The sequence below is a fragment of the Gemella sanguinis ATCC 700632 genome (assembly GCF_000701685.1).
GTDB classification, from domain to species: Bacteria; Bacillota; Bacilli; order Staphylococcales; family Gemellaceae; genus Gemella; species Gemella sanguinis.
Map to the genome: position 1 here is coordinate 1 of NZ_KL370813.1, position 16,184 is coordinate 16,184.

The 16,184-nt window shown below is 28.4% G+C and carries 16 protein-coding genes and 1 pseudogene; 3 read left to right on the forward strand and 14 right to left on the reverse strand.

What is annotated here, in order from left to right:
- The 9 genes and pseudogenes from T369_RS08915 to T369_RS0107830 all read right to left on the reverse strand — a co-directional run.
- A pseudogene (locus tag T369_RS08915) lies at positions 1-193 on the reverse strand (IS5/IS1182 family transposase); the annotation flags it as partial.
- Between the two features lie 140 nt (positions 194-333).
- Positions 334-999, reverse strand: a complete 666-nt coding sequence (locus T369_RS0107795; RefSeq protein ID WP_031553911.1) for a hypothetical protein — start codon at positions 997-999, stop codon at positions 334-336.
- A 72-nt stretch (positions 1,000-1,071) separates the two neighbouring features.
- Positions 1,072-2,535 carry an IMP dehydrogenase gene (gene guaB / locus T369_RS0107800; protein WP_031553914.1) on the reverse strand — a complete coding sequence of 488 codons (1,464 nt, stop codon included), beginning with the start codon at positions 2,533-2,535 and terminating at the stop codon, positions 1,072-1,074.
- 16 nt (positions 2,536-2,551) lie between these two features.
- Entirely contained in the window at positions 2,552-3,142 is a 591-nt protein-coding gene (locus tag T369_RS0107805; protein ID WP_031553917.1) for a xanthine phosphoribosyltransferase, read from the reverse strand.
- A 108-nt stretch (positions 3,143-3,250) separates the two neighbouring features.
- On the reverse strand, positions 3,251-4,126 hold the full coding sequence (gene hslO, locus T369_RS0107810; RefSeq protein WP_031553920.1) for an Hsp33 family molecular chaperone HslO: 876 nt from the start codon (positions 4,124-4,126) through the stop codon (positions 3,251-3,253).
- A 198-nt stretch (positions 4,127-4,324) separates the two neighbouring features.
- The gene (locus T369_RS0107815) at positions 4,325-5,098 is read right to left on the reverse strand and encodes a type III pantothenate kinase (protein ID WP_031553922.1); all 774 of its coding nucleotides are present in this window, start codon (positions 5,096-5,098) and stop codon (positions 4,325-4,327) included.
- A gap of 121 nt (positions 5,099-5,219) precedes the next feature.
- A complete protein-coding gene (locus T369_RS0107820) occupies positions 5,220-6,404 on the reverse strand; it encodes a helix-turn-helix transcriptional regulator (RefSeq protein WP_031553925.1) in 1,185 nt (394 codons plus the stop codon).
- 29 nt (positions 6,405-6,433) lie between these two features.
- Positions 6,434-7,258 (reverse strand): ABC transporter permease, encoded by an 825-nt coding sequence (locus T369_RS0107825; RefSeq protein ID WP_031553928.1) that lies wholly within the window; start codon positions 7,256-7,258, stop codon positions 6,434-6,436.
- Positions 7,258-8,619, reverse strand: coding sequence for an ABC transporter ATP-binding protein (locus T369_RS0107830; protein ID WP_051618994.1), 1,362 nt, complete (start codon positions 8,617-8,619; stop codon positions 7,258-7,260). Before T369_RS0107830 ends, T369_RS0107825 begins: the two co-directional genes overlap by 1 nt.
- A gap of 610 nt (positions 8,620-9,229) precedes the next feature.
- Between T369_RS0107830 and T369_RS0107835 the strand changes: the two genes are divergently transcribed.
- Positions 9,230-9,772, forward strand: a complete 543-nt coding sequence (locus tag T369_RS0107835) for a 5-formyltetrahydrofolate cyclo-ligase (RefSeq protein WP_031553934.1) — start codon at positions 9,230-9,232, stop codon at positions 9,770-9,772.
- Positions 9,766-10,527 carry a class I SAM-dependent methyltransferase gene (locus T369_RS0107840; RefSeq protein WP_031553938.1) on the forward strand — a complete coding sequence of 254 codons (762 nt, stop codon included), beginning with the start codon at positions 9,766-9,768 and terminating at the stop codon, positions 10,525-10,527. The genes T369_RS0107835 and T369_RS0107840 overlap by 7 nt, the downstream gene beginning before the upstream one ends.
- 38 nt (positions 10,528-10,565) lie before the next feature.
- Here the strand turns inward: T369_RS0107840 and T369_RS0107845 are convergent, their stop codons facing one another.
- From T369_RS0107845 to T369_RS09140, 3 genes are all read right to left on the reverse strand, one after another.
- On the reverse strand, positions 10,566-10,832 hold the full coding sequence (locus T369_RS0107845; RefSeq protein WP_031553941.1) for a UPF0223 family protein: 267 nt from the start codon (positions 10,830-10,832) through the stop codon (positions 10,566-10,568).
- A gap of 8 nt (positions 10,833-10,840) precedes the next feature.
- Positions 10,841-11,515, reverse strand: coding sequence for a response regulator transcription factor (locus T369_RS0107850; protein ID WP_031553944.1), 675 nt, complete (start codon positions 11,513-11,515; stop codon positions 10,841-10,843).
- A 67-nt stretch (positions 11,516-11,582) separates the two neighbouring features.
- Positions 11,583-12,044: a VanZ family protein gene (locus tag T369_RS09140; protein ID WP_324603274.1), complete on the reverse strand. Its 462-nt coding sequence runs from the start codon at positions 12,042-12,044 to the stop codon at positions 11,583-11,585.
- A gap of 257 nt (positions 12,045-12,301) precedes the next feature.
- On the opposite strand from T369_RS09140, the gene T369_RS0107860 reads away from it, so the two are divergent.
- The gene (locus T369_RS0107860) at positions 12,302-12,619 is read left to right on the forward strand and encodes a DUF1904 family protein (RefSeq protein ID WP_006364100.1); all 318 of its coding nucleotides are present in this window, start codon (positions 12,302-12,304) and stop codon (positions 12,617-12,619) included.
- Between the two features lie 40 nt (positions 12,620-12,659).
- On the opposite strand, the gene T369_RS0107865 is transcribed toward T369_RS0107860, so the two are convergent.
- Together T369_RS0107865 and T369_RS0107870 are read right to left on the reverse strand one after the other, a co-directional pair.
- Positions 12,660-14,390 carry an ABC transporter ATP-binding protein gene (locus T369_RS0107865; protein ID WP_031553947.1) on the reverse strand — a complete coding sequence of 577 codons (1,731 nt, stop codon included), beginning with the start codon at positions 14,388-14,390 and terminating at the stop codon, positions 12,660-12,662.
- Between the two features lies 1 nt (position 14,391).
- Positions 14,392-16,140, reverse strand: a complete 1,749-nt coding sequence (locus T369_RS0107870) for an ABC transporter ATP-binding protein (RefSeq protein WP_031553950.1) — start codon at positions 16,138-16,140, stop codon at positions 14,392-14,394.
- Between the last annotated feature and the right edge of the window lie 44 nt (positions 16,141-16,184).

The following is a 16,184-nucleotide window of genomic DNA, read 5'->3' on the forward strand; positions in this document are numbered from 1 at the left end:
CCAGTTTAAATAATACAACAGGATCTAGACTATTTCTCCCTGTCGTATGGCTATAGTATTTTTCTGTTAAATCATAAATAAATTTAAAATCGATAGCTTTATCTACTTTTCTTAAAAAATGGTCTTTAGGTACTATTTCTGATAGTGTCATTAGTATTATTTCATCTTTTATATTTTCTACTTTATTAAACATACTAAAACCTCCTTTGTATACTTATATTATACCATTTTAAAGGTTTTATTTCAGTTAAAAAAAGGCTGTTGACCTATTTGTCAACAGCCTGATATAGAGTAGAGATAATCTCTACTCTATATTTATGTTTTGCTTGAAAACTAGTTCTCAAATAAATTATACTTTCTACTTCTTATTATTCTTTTAATTTCAGGTCTAGGATATTTATCATAATCTATTTCAGAAACTATTGTTTTATTTTCTAACTGTAATTTCTTATATAAATTTGCGATATAAAATATAAAATATATATTTATAACACAGCTTATACCATATATTATATAAAACACTAAAAAATTACCTGAACCAATTACCATATAAATAACAAATTTAAATAGATAATATATATTCCAAATAACAAATAGCACACATACCCAAAGTCTGTCTTTAATTATTGGTAAATATACTAGCATATTTCCAATTATCAAAATAAGATTAATAAAGAAAAACATAAAAAATATACCAGTCATAAATTCACCAAATCCTGCCCATGGGCTTGAACTATATTGAGCACTTTGAGACTTATGATATTCAGTAATAATACCAACTATTATATACATTACAGGTATTACTAGAATAGTTCCAACTACATAAAAAATTCCCCAATTTCTATAATATATTCTTCCTTTTAAAAATTTTAGCGATATGTACATACTATATATCGGTATAAATGCTAAAGCACCATTCTTCCCTATTATTTGAAAAACAATCATTAATAAAAATGAAAACAGTAAATACATAATAATATATGGTAAAAAAAGTTCCATTTTCTCCTCCTATAAAAAATGAGATAATGATATATAATATATACATTATCTCACTTTACTTATATAATTTTATTATCTAGAATAGTTTGGACTTTCTTTTGTGATTTGAACATCATGTGGGTGAGATTCAATAAGTCCTGCTCCAGTCATACGAACAAACTGAGCTTCTTCACGTAATTCTTCTAAGTTATGAGATCCTGTATAACCCATTCCAGCACGTAATCCACCAATGATTTGGTAAATAGTTTCAGATGCTGCACCTTTATATGGTGTACGTCCTTCGATACCTTCTGGAACTAGTTTCTTACCATCTTCTTGGAAGTAACGGTCTTTTGAACCTTTTTCCATTGCTGATAATGATCCCATACCTCTATAAGTTTTAAATGTTCTACCTTGGAAGATTTCTAATTCACCTGGAGATTCTTCACAACCTGCAAGCATTGATCCTAACATTACTGCATGACCTCCTGCTGCAATAGCTTTTACTACATCACCAGTATATTTAATTCCACCGTCAGCAATTATAGTTTTTCCTAATTCACGTGCTACTGTTGCACAATCATAAATAGCTGTTACTTGAGGAACCCCTACCCCTGCTACAACACGTGTAGTACAGATTGATCCTGGTCCAATACCAACTTTAACTACATCTGCTCCGGCTTCGAATAAATCACGTGCTGCTGCAGCTGTAGCTACGTTACCAGCGATAATATCAAGTTCTGGATAATTTGTTCTTAATGATTTAACTGCATCTAATACTCCTTTAGAGTGACCATGAGCAGTATCTACTACAACCGCATCTACTCCTGCTTCTACTAATGCATCTACTCTATCTACGATATCATTAGTAACACCTACAGAAGCTGCAACTAATAATCTACCTTTACTGTCTTTTGCTGAGTTAGGATATTTAGCTAATTTTTCGATATCTTTAATAGTAATTAATCCAGTTAATTTTCCTGCTTCATCAGTTAAAATTAATTTTTCAATTTTGTGGCCACGTAAAATTACGCTAGCTTCTTCTAATGTAGTATTTGCTGGAGCAGTAACTAAATGTTCTTTTGTCATAACATCATTGATTGCAATATCAAAATCTGTTAAGAATCTCATATCACGGTTAGTAATAATACCTACTACTTTCATATCTTCACGATTATTTACGATAGGCACACCTGATATTCTATATTGTTGCATTAATTCTTCTGCTTCATATACTTTACTATCTGGAGTTAAGAAGAAAGGATCTGTTATAACTCCACTTTCTGAACGTTTAACTTTTATTACTTGTTCTGCTTGCTCTTCGATAGTCATGTTTTTGTGAATTACTCCTAATCCACCTTCTCTTGCCATAGCTATCGCCATTTTGTATTCAGTTACTGTATCCATCGCAGCAGAAATAACTGGTATTGATAAGTTAAGTTTTTCTGTTAAACTAACTTTTAAATCTACTTTTTTTGGTAATATATCACTTTTAGCTGGTACTAAAAGTACATCATCAAATGTTAAACCTTCTTTTTGAAATTTATTTTCCCACATCTTATTTCTATCCTTTCTATTTTTCGTCATCAGCTGTATTAAATTTAACCTCGTTGTTCTCTAGTGAAGCTATTCTACATAATGAACAAATATTAACCTGCTTATCTTCTATTAACTTTCTGCCATCTTGGAAGCTTTTCTCAACTAATATCCCTACTCCTACTGTAGTTGCTTTAGCTTGATTTACTATTTCCATAAGTCCTAAAACTGCTTGTCCATTAGCTAAGAAATCATCGATAACAAGAACTCTATCATCTTCATTTATAAATTTTTCTGAAACTACTATTGTATTAGTTATATTTTTAGTATAACTATGTACCTGAGCAGTATAAACTGCATTATCTTTTAATGTTGATGGCTTACTTTTTTTCGCAAAAACCATAGGTACTTTAAATAAATTAGCTACCATTATTGCTGGTGCAATACCACTTGCCTCAATAGTTAAAATCTTTGTGATTTTTTCATCTTTAAAATATTCATAAAATACTTTTGCCATTTCTAACATTAATGTAGCATCTATTTGATGATTTAAAAATGAATCAACTTTTAATACATTATTATCGTATACTTTTCCATCCGTAACGACCATCTCTCTTAACAGTTTCATAGCTTCTCCTCGGTTAAATTTGATTAATTTTATTAATAATACCAAACTTTCAGTGAAAATTCAAGAGCCTCATGAAATGTTATTCATTAAGGCTCTATATTCTAAATATTATTTTAAGTTTTCTAATAAATCAGTAATTTCAGCTTGAGAAAACTGATATTTCTCTTTACAAAATGCACAAACTAATTCTGTTGTTTCTTGTTTAGCTAAATCTTCTAATTCTTCTCTTCCTAAAGTTACTAAAGCATCTGCATAACGCTCTTTTGAACATGTACATTTGAATACTACATCATTAGTTCGTAATATTCTATAATTTTCTTCTCCTCCAAATAAGATATTAGCTATTTCTTCAGGAGTTTTTCCTTCGTGAATAAGCGTAGAAATTGGTTTAATATTACTTATCGCTTTTTCTATTTTTGTTATTGTTTCATCGGTAGCATTCGGTAATACTTGTAATACAAAACCTCCTGCTGCTAAAACAGAGTTATCTGTATCTACTAAAACACCTAGTGATACTGCAGATGGAACTTGTTCACTTGCTGCAAAGTAATAAGTAAAGTCTTCTGCTATTTCTCCAGAAACTATTGGTGATGTTGTTGTATATTTTTCATTAAGACCTAGATCTTTAACTACTGTGATATTTCCCGCTCCAACTACTCCTTTTACATCTAACTTACCTTGAGCATTACTTGGGATATGAACTTGCATATTTTTAGCATAAGCTGTTGTTTCACCCATTTCATCTGATGATGCATAGATTGTTCCAACTGGACCATCTCCACGAACTGCAACATCTATTCTATCACCACTTTTAAGCATAGCCCCCATCATAGTTGTTACTGTCGCTGTACGCCCGACTGCAGCTATTGCTGTTGGATATGCATCGTGTCTTTGTCTAATTTCTTCTACTAAATCTGTTGTTTTCGTTACAAAAAATCTAATCTCATCATTAAAGGCTAGTCCTCTAATTAAATAATCTTTCATCTAAATAAAAATCCTTTCTACATTAATTATTAACTAATTAATATATATAATAATTGTTTACACTTCTTATGATGTTATATTATACATCCTCTTATTAAAATTGTCTATTCGAAAGGTTGTTTATCAAAAAATAAAAAGGACTTATTGTCTATTTTGTAAACAATAAATCCTTTTATTTCTATATATAATAGTTAAAAATTACTTTTCTTTATTCATTTTATATAATTCAATTATACCTTTTAATGTTAATTCTTCATCCACAATATCAACATACTCACTATGTTTTCCTATGAATTTTGATAGTCCACCTGTTAAAACAACTTTATACTCACTATCTAATTCTTCTTTTAGATGTTTAATAATATTTTCAAATTGCCCTAAAAACCCATAAAATAATCCAGCTTGCATTTGAGTTGTAGTATCCATACCTAACGATGTTGATACCGACTCTATCTCCACACGTGGTAATTTGGCAGCACGTGTATAAAGTGCTTCTGCACTTATATTCATCCCTGGACAAATAATTCCACCACGATAATTCATATCACCATCCACACAGTCAAATGTTGTTGCTGTCCCAAAATCTACTACTATTGCAGGAAGGTATGAACTAACCTTAGCTCCTACTATATCAACGATACGATCTGATCCTAATTTACTACTATACGGAGCAGGTACTTTTATACCTGTATTTATATCCGTTGATACTATTATTGGTTCTTTTTTAAAGTACTTTTTACTTAGTAGTTCCAGTGCAAACATCATCTTTGGTACTACACTAGCAATAACGACTCCATCAAAGTCCTCAAATTTTATATTTTTATCTATAAAAAAATTACGTATAATTACATATAATTCATCTTCGGTTTTAGTATTATCTGTAGCTATTCTCCAAGAGTGTATCATATTATAATCATCACCAAAAACACCTAAAACTATATTCGTATTCCCTACATCTAATGCAAATATCATAATCAATCTCCTAATATAATTAAGTAAGTATATTATATCATAAATTTTGTATAATATTTACTATTATTTAATTTAAAATAAGAAAAAATCTCCAGAACTATAAGTCCTGAAGATTCTTTAATTAATGTTTTAATTTCGCTGCTGATTCTCTATATTTAAGTGGTGTTACTTTCATTATAGTTTTAAATATTCTGATGAAGTAACTTGTATCAAAGTATCCAATATAATCAGCTACTTCTGAAATAGAGAAGTCTGTATTAGCTAATAGATAACATGCGTTTGATACGCGTTTATCATGAATATAATCTACGATACTGATTCCCATATCTTTATTGAAAATAGATGATAGATAACTTTTGTTAACCCCTAGATACTCACTTACATTATCTAAACTAATTTTCTCAGCAATGCGGTCATTTATATACGCGATACAGTTACGTACAACAGCTTGTTTATCTTTATATTTATTTTTATCAACTAGTAGGCAGTAACTTCTAATTACATCTTCTGATAAGTCATAGTTATCAAGTTTGTTTTTAATTCTTACCCATAATTCTTCAATTCCTAAGTAATCTGAACTATGTTGTTCTAAAGAATATCTTAGTAGGTCGTTCATATTATAAGATTTTCTACGTCTAACATTAACGCCTGCTTCTACGTGACCTTCTTCAACACCATGATTTCTATGGCGAAGATCGAATAGCATATTTACTTTAGAGATATTTCCGTCTATTACAGCTTCAATTATTTCACGTTTGAATTTAACTTCACTTTCTAAAATACTATTTAAATAGTTACTTTTTCTTGCTGTATTTCTTCGTACATTTTTCACACTAGAATCTTCAATTAAAACTATAGCATCTAAGAAGTCTACATTTTCATCTTCAGCTAAAAGCTCTATTAAATAGTTGAATTTTTTTCTTGGAGTTATCGGAAGTGATGAATAAATATCACAAACTAACTCATTTATACTTGCTCCATATTTTACTAGTGATTCTTGGAAAACTTTTGTTGGAACAAAGTATTCTAAAAATGGCGTAATTAAGTAAAATTCTTCTTCGTTATCACTTGGAATAAATAAGCAAGAAATTCCTAGACCACTCTGACATTTTACAAGCTTACCATTTTTTAATTCCTCTTTTACATGTGCTAGATTTCTTTTTATAAATCTACTAAAAATACTACTTAACTGTTCTTCACCAAGGTCAAGGCGAATTTCTTCATCTGTATATTTATAAGTTAAAATACTACCATTTAAATCTAAAATATCTTTAACACGCTCTATTTTTTTTAATGAACTTCTCATTTTACCTACCTCCTAACATATTAAGTATTTTAGTCGATTGTTATATCACGACGTGAATTAATTACATATGAAACTATAAAGAATATTGCTGTATAAGCGATTAACATTATAACTAAAGTATTTGCATTATCAAACTTAAATGTGTTTTTTACTAAATATCTATTGTCTTCAGTTGCATAGAACAATTGGAATAATGGAATATTAAACATGTGATATTTAACCCATTCAAATTTATCGACAATTAATACTGTTAATCCTTGAATCAGGGTACCTCCGAATACTGAAATCATTACTAGCACTAATGATAATACTTGTGTTTTAAATACAACACAAACAAGAACTACCATAGCTACATAAAAAATGAATACAGCTAAACCAGTAAGGTTCACTATTGCCAACTGTTGATATACTGTACGTCCAAAATAGCCATCAGCTAATTTTTCATTTAGTAAACTTAAATCATAGCTACCTTTATTAAGAATTATATTTACGAATAAATAATTAAATACTGTTCCTAGAACTACGAAGATAATATAGTTAATAAATCCTAATACTATTTTTGCTGTTAAAATAGCTGAACGAGATACTGGTTTCGTATATAGAAACTTAATTGTTCCTTTTGAATATTCTTGAGATAAATTGTTAGCTAGTATAATTAAAGCGAAAATAGATGCTATTCCAGTCGCTCCATTTGTAATATCAGCTAGCGATTCAGCTGTACTAAATCCATTTTTAGCCATTTTTATCGAATTAATATATTGAACTAGTCCAATTAATCCAATAGTAACTAACATATAAATCCATGTTGTTACTTTTTTATAATCTTTTATAAATTCATTAATTAGCAATTTCATTATTTATTCCCCTTTCCAGTAATTTCAAGGAAACGATCCTCTAATGATGTATTAAGTACACGTACAACATCCAATTCAATATTGTTTGTTACTAAATACGTTAATAATCTTGATTTATCTTCACGAGATAGATTTTCAAATACGAAAGCTCCATCTTGTCTAGTATAATTAATACCTAATTCAGGGATTAAGAAACTTGCTCTCTCATTATCGTAAGTATTTACTAATGTTCTTTCTACTTTATCACCTTTAAGACTAGCTAGTTTATCATCAGCGATAATCTTACCATTTTCAATAACTATAACCCTATCACATACTTTTTCAATCTCATCTAGTAAATGTGATGAAATTAAAATAGATACACCTGATTTTGCAATTTCTTTTAATTTATTACGGAAATCTTGTACACCTTGTGGATCCAGTCCATTTACAGGTTCATCTAAAATTAAAACTTTTGGATCATTTAGTAACGCTTGAGCTAAACCAAGACGTTGACGCATCCCTAAAGAATATGTTTTAACTTTATTATTAATTACATTGCTTAGCCCAACAAACTCAACAAGTTCTTTTATACGAGATTTTGTAACTTTTTTACCACATACACGAGCATATTGTTTTAAGTTTGACCAACCAGACATATAGTTATAAAATTCTGGAGTTTCTATCATTGATCCAACTTCTTTTAGCATACCTGTTTTTCCAAAACCAACTGGTTTTTCAAAACAATAAGCTTCTCCTTTTGTTGTTTTAGTAAGACCAACCATCATACGCATAATTGTTGTTTTCCCACTTCCGTTAGGCCCTAATAATCCGATGATTTCACCTTCATGCATATCAAAACTAATGTCTTCAACTATTGTTTTTAGACCTATACGTTTTTTTAGTCCATGTACTTCAAACACTACTTTTCCTTTATCAGCTTCTACAGCAGGAATTATTTCCTCTTTTTTCTCGTTAAGTCCCTCCTCTTCTAGAGCTTTATCTAACTCTTCACGATTTAGGACAACTGTAGCTTGATAGTCAGGGTGGTCTATAACATTAGTTTCAAATTGTTGAGGTTCTTCAACAACATCAACTTCTTTTGTTTCAACCTCCTGAGTTACAGGAAGTTCATGAGTTTCCTGTACTTCTTGAACTTCATGTGCTTCTTGCACTTCTTTAATATCTATTACTTGCGTTTGTTCTTCTACTTGTACTTGTTCTTCTTCAACTACTGGTTTAGTAGCAGTAGACTTTTTATCTGCAACAAATTGCTGCTTTACTTTTTCTAATAAGCTAGCATAACTCTGTGCTTTACTACTCTTAGTTCCTGCATCATCATTACTTAATATATCTTTTATATCTTTTTTTGAATTTGTCATTATTTGTAGCGGCATCCTTTCTCATAAATTTTCTTTTATATTATATCATATTTATAAAATAATTTCCATTAAATACTAGATAATTATTTTTTTAATTTTATATTATATTGCACTTTATTATTTCTGGCTTTATATAAAAAAGATTTTCATTAATAATCCCTTGAAAACGCAAGAAAATTATTGAAAACACATTCGCTATATAATAGTCTTATTATGTCCACATTTAACTAGCTTAAAATTTTGATTATACTTGTACATACTACAACATAAAATATCTAAACATACGAATATATCCAAATACATTTCATTATAATTAAAATTTCTAATGAATACTTTATTAGTTTGTATTTCTATTTTTCTTTTTACTTTATTAAATTATTATTATTTATAGATTTTCAATTGTTGACTTATATATTTCTTACTTAATTTAATCTGTAATTTTTCTAAACAACTTTATTTTTTATATAAACTATTATTATTTCAAAGTAATTAATTTAGAGATTTATATGAAAAATAGAAAGCTAGAGACTAATTTTCATAGTTTATCTAGATTGTTTTTCTTTTCGTATATAAAATGATAACTATGATATAATAATAATGAGGTGATACTTTGAAAAAGGAACTAAGAAAAAAATTTATAAAAGAAAGAAATACTCTACCAGAGGAATATAGAATAGAAGCTTCAAATAAAATCTTTAGTTTATTAGAAGAACTAGATTTATTCAAAAAAGCAGAACGTATTTTTGTTTTTATAGGATTCGGCAGTGAAATAACAACAAAAATATTTATAAAAAAACACCTTTCTAATAAACAAATCTACGTCCCAAAAATAGTAAATGGCGATATGAAATTAGTTAATATCACAAGTTGGGATAGTTTAAAACCAGGTCATTTTAACGTACTAGAACCAGAAAGTGATGATTTCTATAACGGTTCTGTTGATTTAGTAATAACTCCATCTATAGTTTTTAATAAACAGGGATATCGCTTAGGATATGGCAAAGGTTATTATGATAAATACTTTTCTCAAAATAGCTATAAAGTAAGTATAGGTCTTTCTTATGATCAGCTCCTTCAAGATAATATTCCTACAGAAGAACACGATCAAAAAGTTGACTTCATAATTACAGAAAAAGGTACTATCACATGCTAACTAAGAATATTATTGTAACAACAAGTGTAAAAACATCTGATGAATTAATTGAAGTAGCAAAAAAGCATGCTTTAAATTTAGAGTTAGATTTTCACTTTAGAAATAAAAAAACAATAAAAGAACTATTATCGCATTTTGATGGGGTTTTAGTAATTTACAAAAATAAGATCAGTTATTTTGAAAATAATAGCGAGTTATTCTTCCATCTTGATACTACTGCATTAAAATTGAAAAATAACGATAATGAACCACTAACGGAATTAATACCACAGCCTTCTAAAGTATTAGATTGTACTATGGGGCTAGCAAGCGATAGTATTCTCTTGAGTTACTACGGCAATAAAGTTACTGCCCTTGAGAAAAATAAAATTATTCACTATATAGTAAGTAATGGTTTAAAAAACTATATTGCTAGCGATAATAAAATTTTATCCGCAATGCGATCTATAACTACTCATAATATTGATTGCTTAGAGTATTTAAAAAAGTGTGAAGATAATTCATTTGATATTATTTATTTCGATCCAATGTTCTCTCATAATATTAAAGAGTCTATGAATTTATCGGGTATCGAAACCCTAGCTGATTATAATTTTCCTACTGAAGTTTTTTTAGAAGAAGCAAGACGAGTAGCCAAAAATAAAATTATAGTTAAAGCCCATTTTAGAGATAATATTTTTGAAAAATATAATTTTAAAAGAATTATAAGAAAAAATACTAAATTTCATTATGGTTTTATCGACATTAATAATTAGATAATTATATTTTTTCAAATAAAAAACAAGAACCAAGTCTATAGCTTGATTCTTGTTTTTTCGTTTTTCATTTCTTTTGTTGTTTGATATCCATCATATCCCGTAATTTCTTTAAAATCACGATATAAATTATTTTCTTCAGATTTTGAGCGCACAATTGATTTAAATTCTTTATAACACTCTTTATAATCTGCAAGGTCAACACCTTGTGTATAGCATTCTTCTATCATATCTAAAAATTTTATAATGATAGTAATTTCATCTACATTATATAATGAATAATCGATAGGATAATTAAATTCCATAACTATACCTATTCAAAAGTATATCCAACACCACGAACAGTTCTTAGATTTTTATCGTATCCAATTTTTCTAAGTTCTTTTCGTAACCCTGAAATATATACTTCAATCGCGTTAATTGTTGTTTCAGAGTCTACACCCCACACGCGGTCAAATATTTCTTCTTTTTCTAAAACGATATTGTTATTGATTACAAAGAAAGATAATAGTTCTAAATATTTACCTTTGATTGTATCTAATGTTTTTGTATCAGTTTTTACTAACTCATTTTTTAAGTCTAAAACAAGGTCTTTATAAGAAACTTCATTCTCTTCTTTTAAGTTACTCTCTCTTTGTAGCAAGTTCGACATTGTTGTTAACAATAGAGAAGCATCTGCTGTTCTAGGAAGATATTCAGTCACTCTATGTTTCATAACTCTTGCTTTTTCTTCGTTTGATTCGGCAATTGTAAGAATAATAACTGGTGTTTTCTGTTCTCTTATTTCACGTGCATAGTCTAATACATCTATTCCACTTTTTCCTGGTAAAATGCTATCAGCAATAATAAAGTCATACACATTCTCATCCACAAGTTTTATTCCATCTAGTCCATCATAACAAACATCAGCATCAAATTTCTCTGAAATAGCTGCTTTTAGCGAAGCTGCTAAAAATTTATCATCTTCAATTATAAGTGCTTTCAGCATTGATAACTCCTCCTTTTTAATTTATTATCTAAGTAACTATTTTATAACTTTTACTAAAAAAATACAACTACAAACTATGATTTTTTTCACTTTTTTTAGTTACAAAATAGGTGAATAATATATTTACTACCAATATCCCAAAAAAGGCTCCACATGTATCTAAAGCCACATCCTTAATATTCCCATCACGTCCTGGAACAAATAACTGATGAATTTCATCAGTTATTGCATAAAACATCGAAAATATTAAACTAGCTATAGATACTCTTATTGTTTTATTATTTTTTATATCCTTTATTAATAAATTTGCAAAATATATAAAACTCCAAAATCCCAGTATGGCATATTCACTAAAATGCCCTAATTTTCTTATAAATAAATTATTAGATATTTTTGAGGAATCCTCTCCTGGTTGATTCGAAAATAAAAATATTAAAATACAAATAACAATTACTATACTAAGTGAATAGTATTTTTTGTATAAAAGTTTAATAAAAATTTCCCCTTTTATAATATGTTTTATATTTATCTTTCTATATCTATATTACCACATTATTAATATAATTGATAATATTTAAATCTGAAATAAGAAAAAAAAATACTTTTTATATATTAAAAAATCCTCTGTAGCCTTAACAATCTTATATTTGGAAGAACTTATAGATATAATTAAAAATTTGCTTATTTTGTTTAGTTTTATTTGTAATTTTTATTAATTTTTTAAAGAAATATTTTTCTAATTGTGATATAATAAAAGAAAACGAATTCAAAATTTGGAGGTTTATTATGCCAAGAATAGTTGCTAGAGGAATCAAGAAAGAAGACTTAAAAAAAGTAAGTGCTGAGCTTTTCGACACAATCGCTGGAATCATCGAGCGTCCAAGAGAAGCTTTCACACTTGATTTAGTTGAAAGTGTTGCGATTCTAGACGGAGAAGAAATTAGCCGTGCTAACATTGAAATCGGTTGGGTAGAACGCCCTGTAGAAGTTTGCGAAAAAGTAGCTAATGCAGTAGGTGCCCTAATCAAACCACTAGGCTATGAAACTGTTATGGTTTCATTCAAGAGTATCGATTTAGCATACGAATTTGTCTTCAAAAACTAATAGAAAATAGGATTTAAGAATTATCTTAAATCCTATTTTTTTATCCTTTTATTTGGGTCTCATACATTTTCTTATATACTCCACCTTTTTGTAATAACTGTTCATGATTCCCACTTTCGACAACGACACCTTTATTTAAAACAAAGATATTATCTGCATTTTTTATTGTTGATAATCTATGAGCAATTATTAAAGTTGTTCTTCCTTGTTTCAGCTCTGTTATAGCTTTTCCTACACTTTGTTCAGTCTCACTATCTATATTAGCTGTAGACTCATCTAGTATTAGTATTTTAGGATTTTTTGCTAGTGCTCTTGCCAGACAAATAAGTTGTTTTTCTCCAGTAGAAAAGTTACTACCACCTATTTCAACTTTAGATTCTAAAGAGTGATTTTCTAAAATAAACTCTCCCCCGACTTGAGTCAATGCTTCTTTGGCTAATTGTTTATCACCTGAAGTTGTTATATTTTCTAACAAAGTTCCTTCAAATAAGAATGAATCTTGAAGTACAATCGCTATATGTTCTCTTAGATATTTCCTGCTATATTCAGAAATATCTTTCCCACCAATTCTCAACGAACCTTTATTTGGTTCATAGAACTTAACTACCAAATTCATTATTGTACTTTTACCGCTTCCTGTATGACCTACAAAAGCTACTGTTTGATTTTCTTTTATTTCTAGATTTATATCTTTTAAGACATAGTCGTCATCATTATATGCAAAATATAAGTTCTTAAATTCTATATTTCCTCGGAAATCTTCAGTTTCTTGCATATCAATATCTTTTTCGACTTCTAGTTTAAGAATTTCTTGAATGTTATTCGCCGCACCTACTGCTCTAACATATGTTGAAATCCCCATAGTGAAGTCTGCTATTCTATAGATTATATCCGTAGTGTAGTTTATAAATAAATAAACCATACCTAATGTAACTCCAAAAATATCGTTATTAAAACTTGAATATGCGTAGTAATAAACTATACCGATAAATAAAATTACTCTAAAAACTCCTGTGATATTATGAAGTAGTAAGCTATCTACTTGATTTAGTTTTTTCCAATAGACATAACGCTCAATATTATGCTTATTCCAATCTGCAATACTTGCCTTTTCTCTATTGAATGCTTTTATTACTTCTAAGTTTTGATAATTTTCATTTATTATTCCGTTACTTTCTGAGAATTTTCGTCTATAGCCTTTTATACTGTCAATAGTAAGTTTATTGTAGATTTTTAATACAAAATACATTATAGGTAATAATAACAACATAAATAATGCAAATCTATAGTCTACATAAAATAATACTACGTAAGAAAATAGGATTTTTAATGTTATTATCATTATTTGAATAAAACTTGATACAAAAAATGTTCTAATCTGATTAACATCACTTGTTATTCTTGAAACTACTGAACCTGCTGGGATATTATCAAAATATCTTATCGGCAAGCTTTGGATATGATCATACACTTGCATCTGAATGCGAACATATATTTCATTAGCACCTTTTACTAAATATATATTTCTAATATAATTCGAAATACCTGAACAAAGTAAAATTAAGCCATAACCTAATGCAATAGTTAAAGACTTGAGAACTATTTGTCTAGTGACACTTCCCTCGATTCCGTCAAAAACTTTCGATAGAACATATACGCCAAGAACACCTAATGCTACATTTAACACAGAAAATATTGTCCCTAGTATATATTCTTTTTTCGAATTTTTTATATAAGGTAGAAATTGTAACAATGGATTTTTAGTCTTCATATTATTCTACCTCCTTATTTTGATACTCATCTAACTCTCTATACCACGTACATTTATCTAAGAGTTCCTCATGAGTTCCCTCACTTAAGACTTCACCATTTTCTAGTACTAGTATTTTATCCGCATGCCTTACTGCTGAGATTCTATGAGAAACTATAATATTTGTCTTTCCTTGTCTATAATTCTTAATATTTTCAATTATTGTTTTCTCTGTATTTGCATCAACCGCACTTAGACTATCATCTAAAATTAAGATGTCTGGATTAGCTAAAATTGCACGAGCTATGCCTAACCTTTGCTTTTGACCACCAGAGAGTGAAATTCCATTTTCCCCTACTAGAGTATTTATTCCATCCTTGAAACTCTCTATGTCTTTTTTTATATCTGATAATATTAAGGCTTGTTCTAAGGTATTCTCTAGATTTTCGCGATAGAATAAGATATTTTCTTTAATAGTTTTAGAGAACAATTGATATTCTTGCGGTGCATAACCCATTTTTTCTCTAACAGAATAGTCATAGTATTTTTCCATACCTTGATTATCTAACAATAAGGTTTCTCTTTCGACTGGATAAAGCCTCAATAATTGTTTTATTAATGTTGTTTTACCACTCCCAGTTTTACCTACTATTCCTATCGTCTCACCTTTATTAATTTTGAAATTAATATTTTCTAATACATTTTTATCATCGTATGAGAAGTTAAAATTTCTAAACTCAATACTATCATTAAATTCAAAATCGTATTCAGCTAAGTCATTATTAACTTCAGGTTTTCTATCTGATATTTCTAAAACTCTTCTTGTCGCTTGGCGAATTTCAATAATGATTATTACTAATTCTGAAATTGCTATATATGGCCATTGCAGCATACCTATTACTACACATACAGATATTAACTCACCTATTGTCATCATACCTGAATTAATAAAATAAAAACCACATGCTACCGCTAAGACATAACTGATTGCCGCTGAAATAGTATTTAAAGGCTGATATATTAATGTCTTCTTCATATATTTTTCATTACTTTTTGAGTAACTTCTTAGTTTTTCTACGAAACTATTACGCACCTTATCTAATAAACTATAAGCTCTAATCACACGAATACCCTTAACATTTTCTAATGTTTCTTCAGTTATTTGATCCATTGTTTTAGCCATTTTATTATAATATTTTTCTTGTATACCGCGTCTACTAACTAAATAAATTGTTTGTATTACTAGCGGTATATGTATTAACAAAAGATATATTAGATTAGACTTATTTAAAATAAGAACACTTATAAAAATATTGTAAATTATACCATCGAAAACTAGTAAGACACCATAACCAAAAGCTTGTGCTATATAGTTTGATATATCATTAGTTGATCTACTAATAACTTCCCCTATACTGAATCTACTAAAAAACACGGGGGTATGTCGATAAATATCATTTTGAAGTTCATATGTTAAATCTTTAATAACCTTATCATAACCAATAAAAGTATAATATTCTTTAAAATAATAAACTATATATAAAGCTATCCCCGCAATAATAATTTTAGTGATTTCATTTACAACACCATTAAAATCTATTTCCCTATTAGCTATTCCGTCAACAATAAAACTTAATCTATCAGAAGGATATAGGGTAAAGTAATACGAAGCTATTGAAGCTACTAAAGCAATTAATATTCTTACTTTATCTTTATAAATAATACTTCCTATTTTTTTTATAATATCAGTATTACTGACTTCATTATTCATTGTTTCACCTTCTTTACTAACTAGTTTTTTCTTTTATTTATAAA

Coding starts and splice junctions, on each gene's coding strand:
- T369_RS0107865 (WP_031553947.1), bottom strand. CDS start 14,390: ATGAAGACTAAAAATCCATTGTTACAATTTCTACCTTATATAAAAAAT.
- T369_RS0107840 (WP_031553938.1), top strand. CDS start 9,766: ATGCTAACTAAGAATATTATTGTAACAACAAGTGTAAAAACATCTGAT.
- T369_RS0107845 (WP_031553941.1), bottom strand. CDS start 10,832: ATGGAATTTAATTATCCTATCGATTATTCATTATATAATGTAGATGAA.
- T369_RS0107860 (WP_006364100.1), top strand. CDS start 12,302: ATGCCAAGAATAGTTGCTAGAGGAATCAAGAAAGAAGACTTAAAAAAA.
- T369_RS0107795 (WP_031553911.1), bottom strand. CDS start 999: ATGGAACTTTTTTTACCATATATTATTATGTATTTACTGTTTTCATTT.
- T369_RS0107870 (WP_031553950.1), bottom strand. CDS start 16,140: ATGAATAATGAAGTCAGTAATACTGATATTATAAAAAAAATAGGAAGT.
- T369_RS0107805 (WP_031553917.1), bottom strand. CDS start 3,142: ATGAAACTGTTAAGAGAGATGGTCGTTACGGATGGAAAAGTATACGAT.
- hslO (WP_031553920.1), bottom strand. CDS start 4,126: ATGAAAGATTATTTAATTAGAGGACTAGCCTTTAATGATGAGATTAGA.
- guaB (WP_031553914.1), bottom strand. CDS start 2,535: ATGTGGGAAAATAAATTTCAAAAAGAAGGTTTAACATTTGATGATGTA.
- T369_RS0107850 (WP_031553944.1), bottom strand. CDS start 11,515: ATGCTGAAAGCACTTATAATTGAAGATGATAAATTTTTAGCAGCTTCG.
- T369_RS0107820 (WP_031553925.1), bottom strand. CDS start 6,404: ATGAGAAGTTCATTAAAAAAAATAGAGCGTGTTAAAGATATTTTAGAT.
- T369_RS0107825 (WP_031553928.1), bottom strand. CDS start 7,258: ATGAAATTGCTAATTAATGAATTTATAAAAGATTATAAAAAAGTAACA.
- T369_RS0107830 (WP_051618994.1), bottom strand. CDS start 8,619: ATGACAAATTCAAAAAAAGATATAAAAGATATATTAAGTAATGATGAT.
- T369_RS0107815 (WP_031553922.1), bottom strand. CDS start 5,098: ATGATATTTGCATTAGATGTAGGGAATACGAATATAGTTTTAGGTGTT.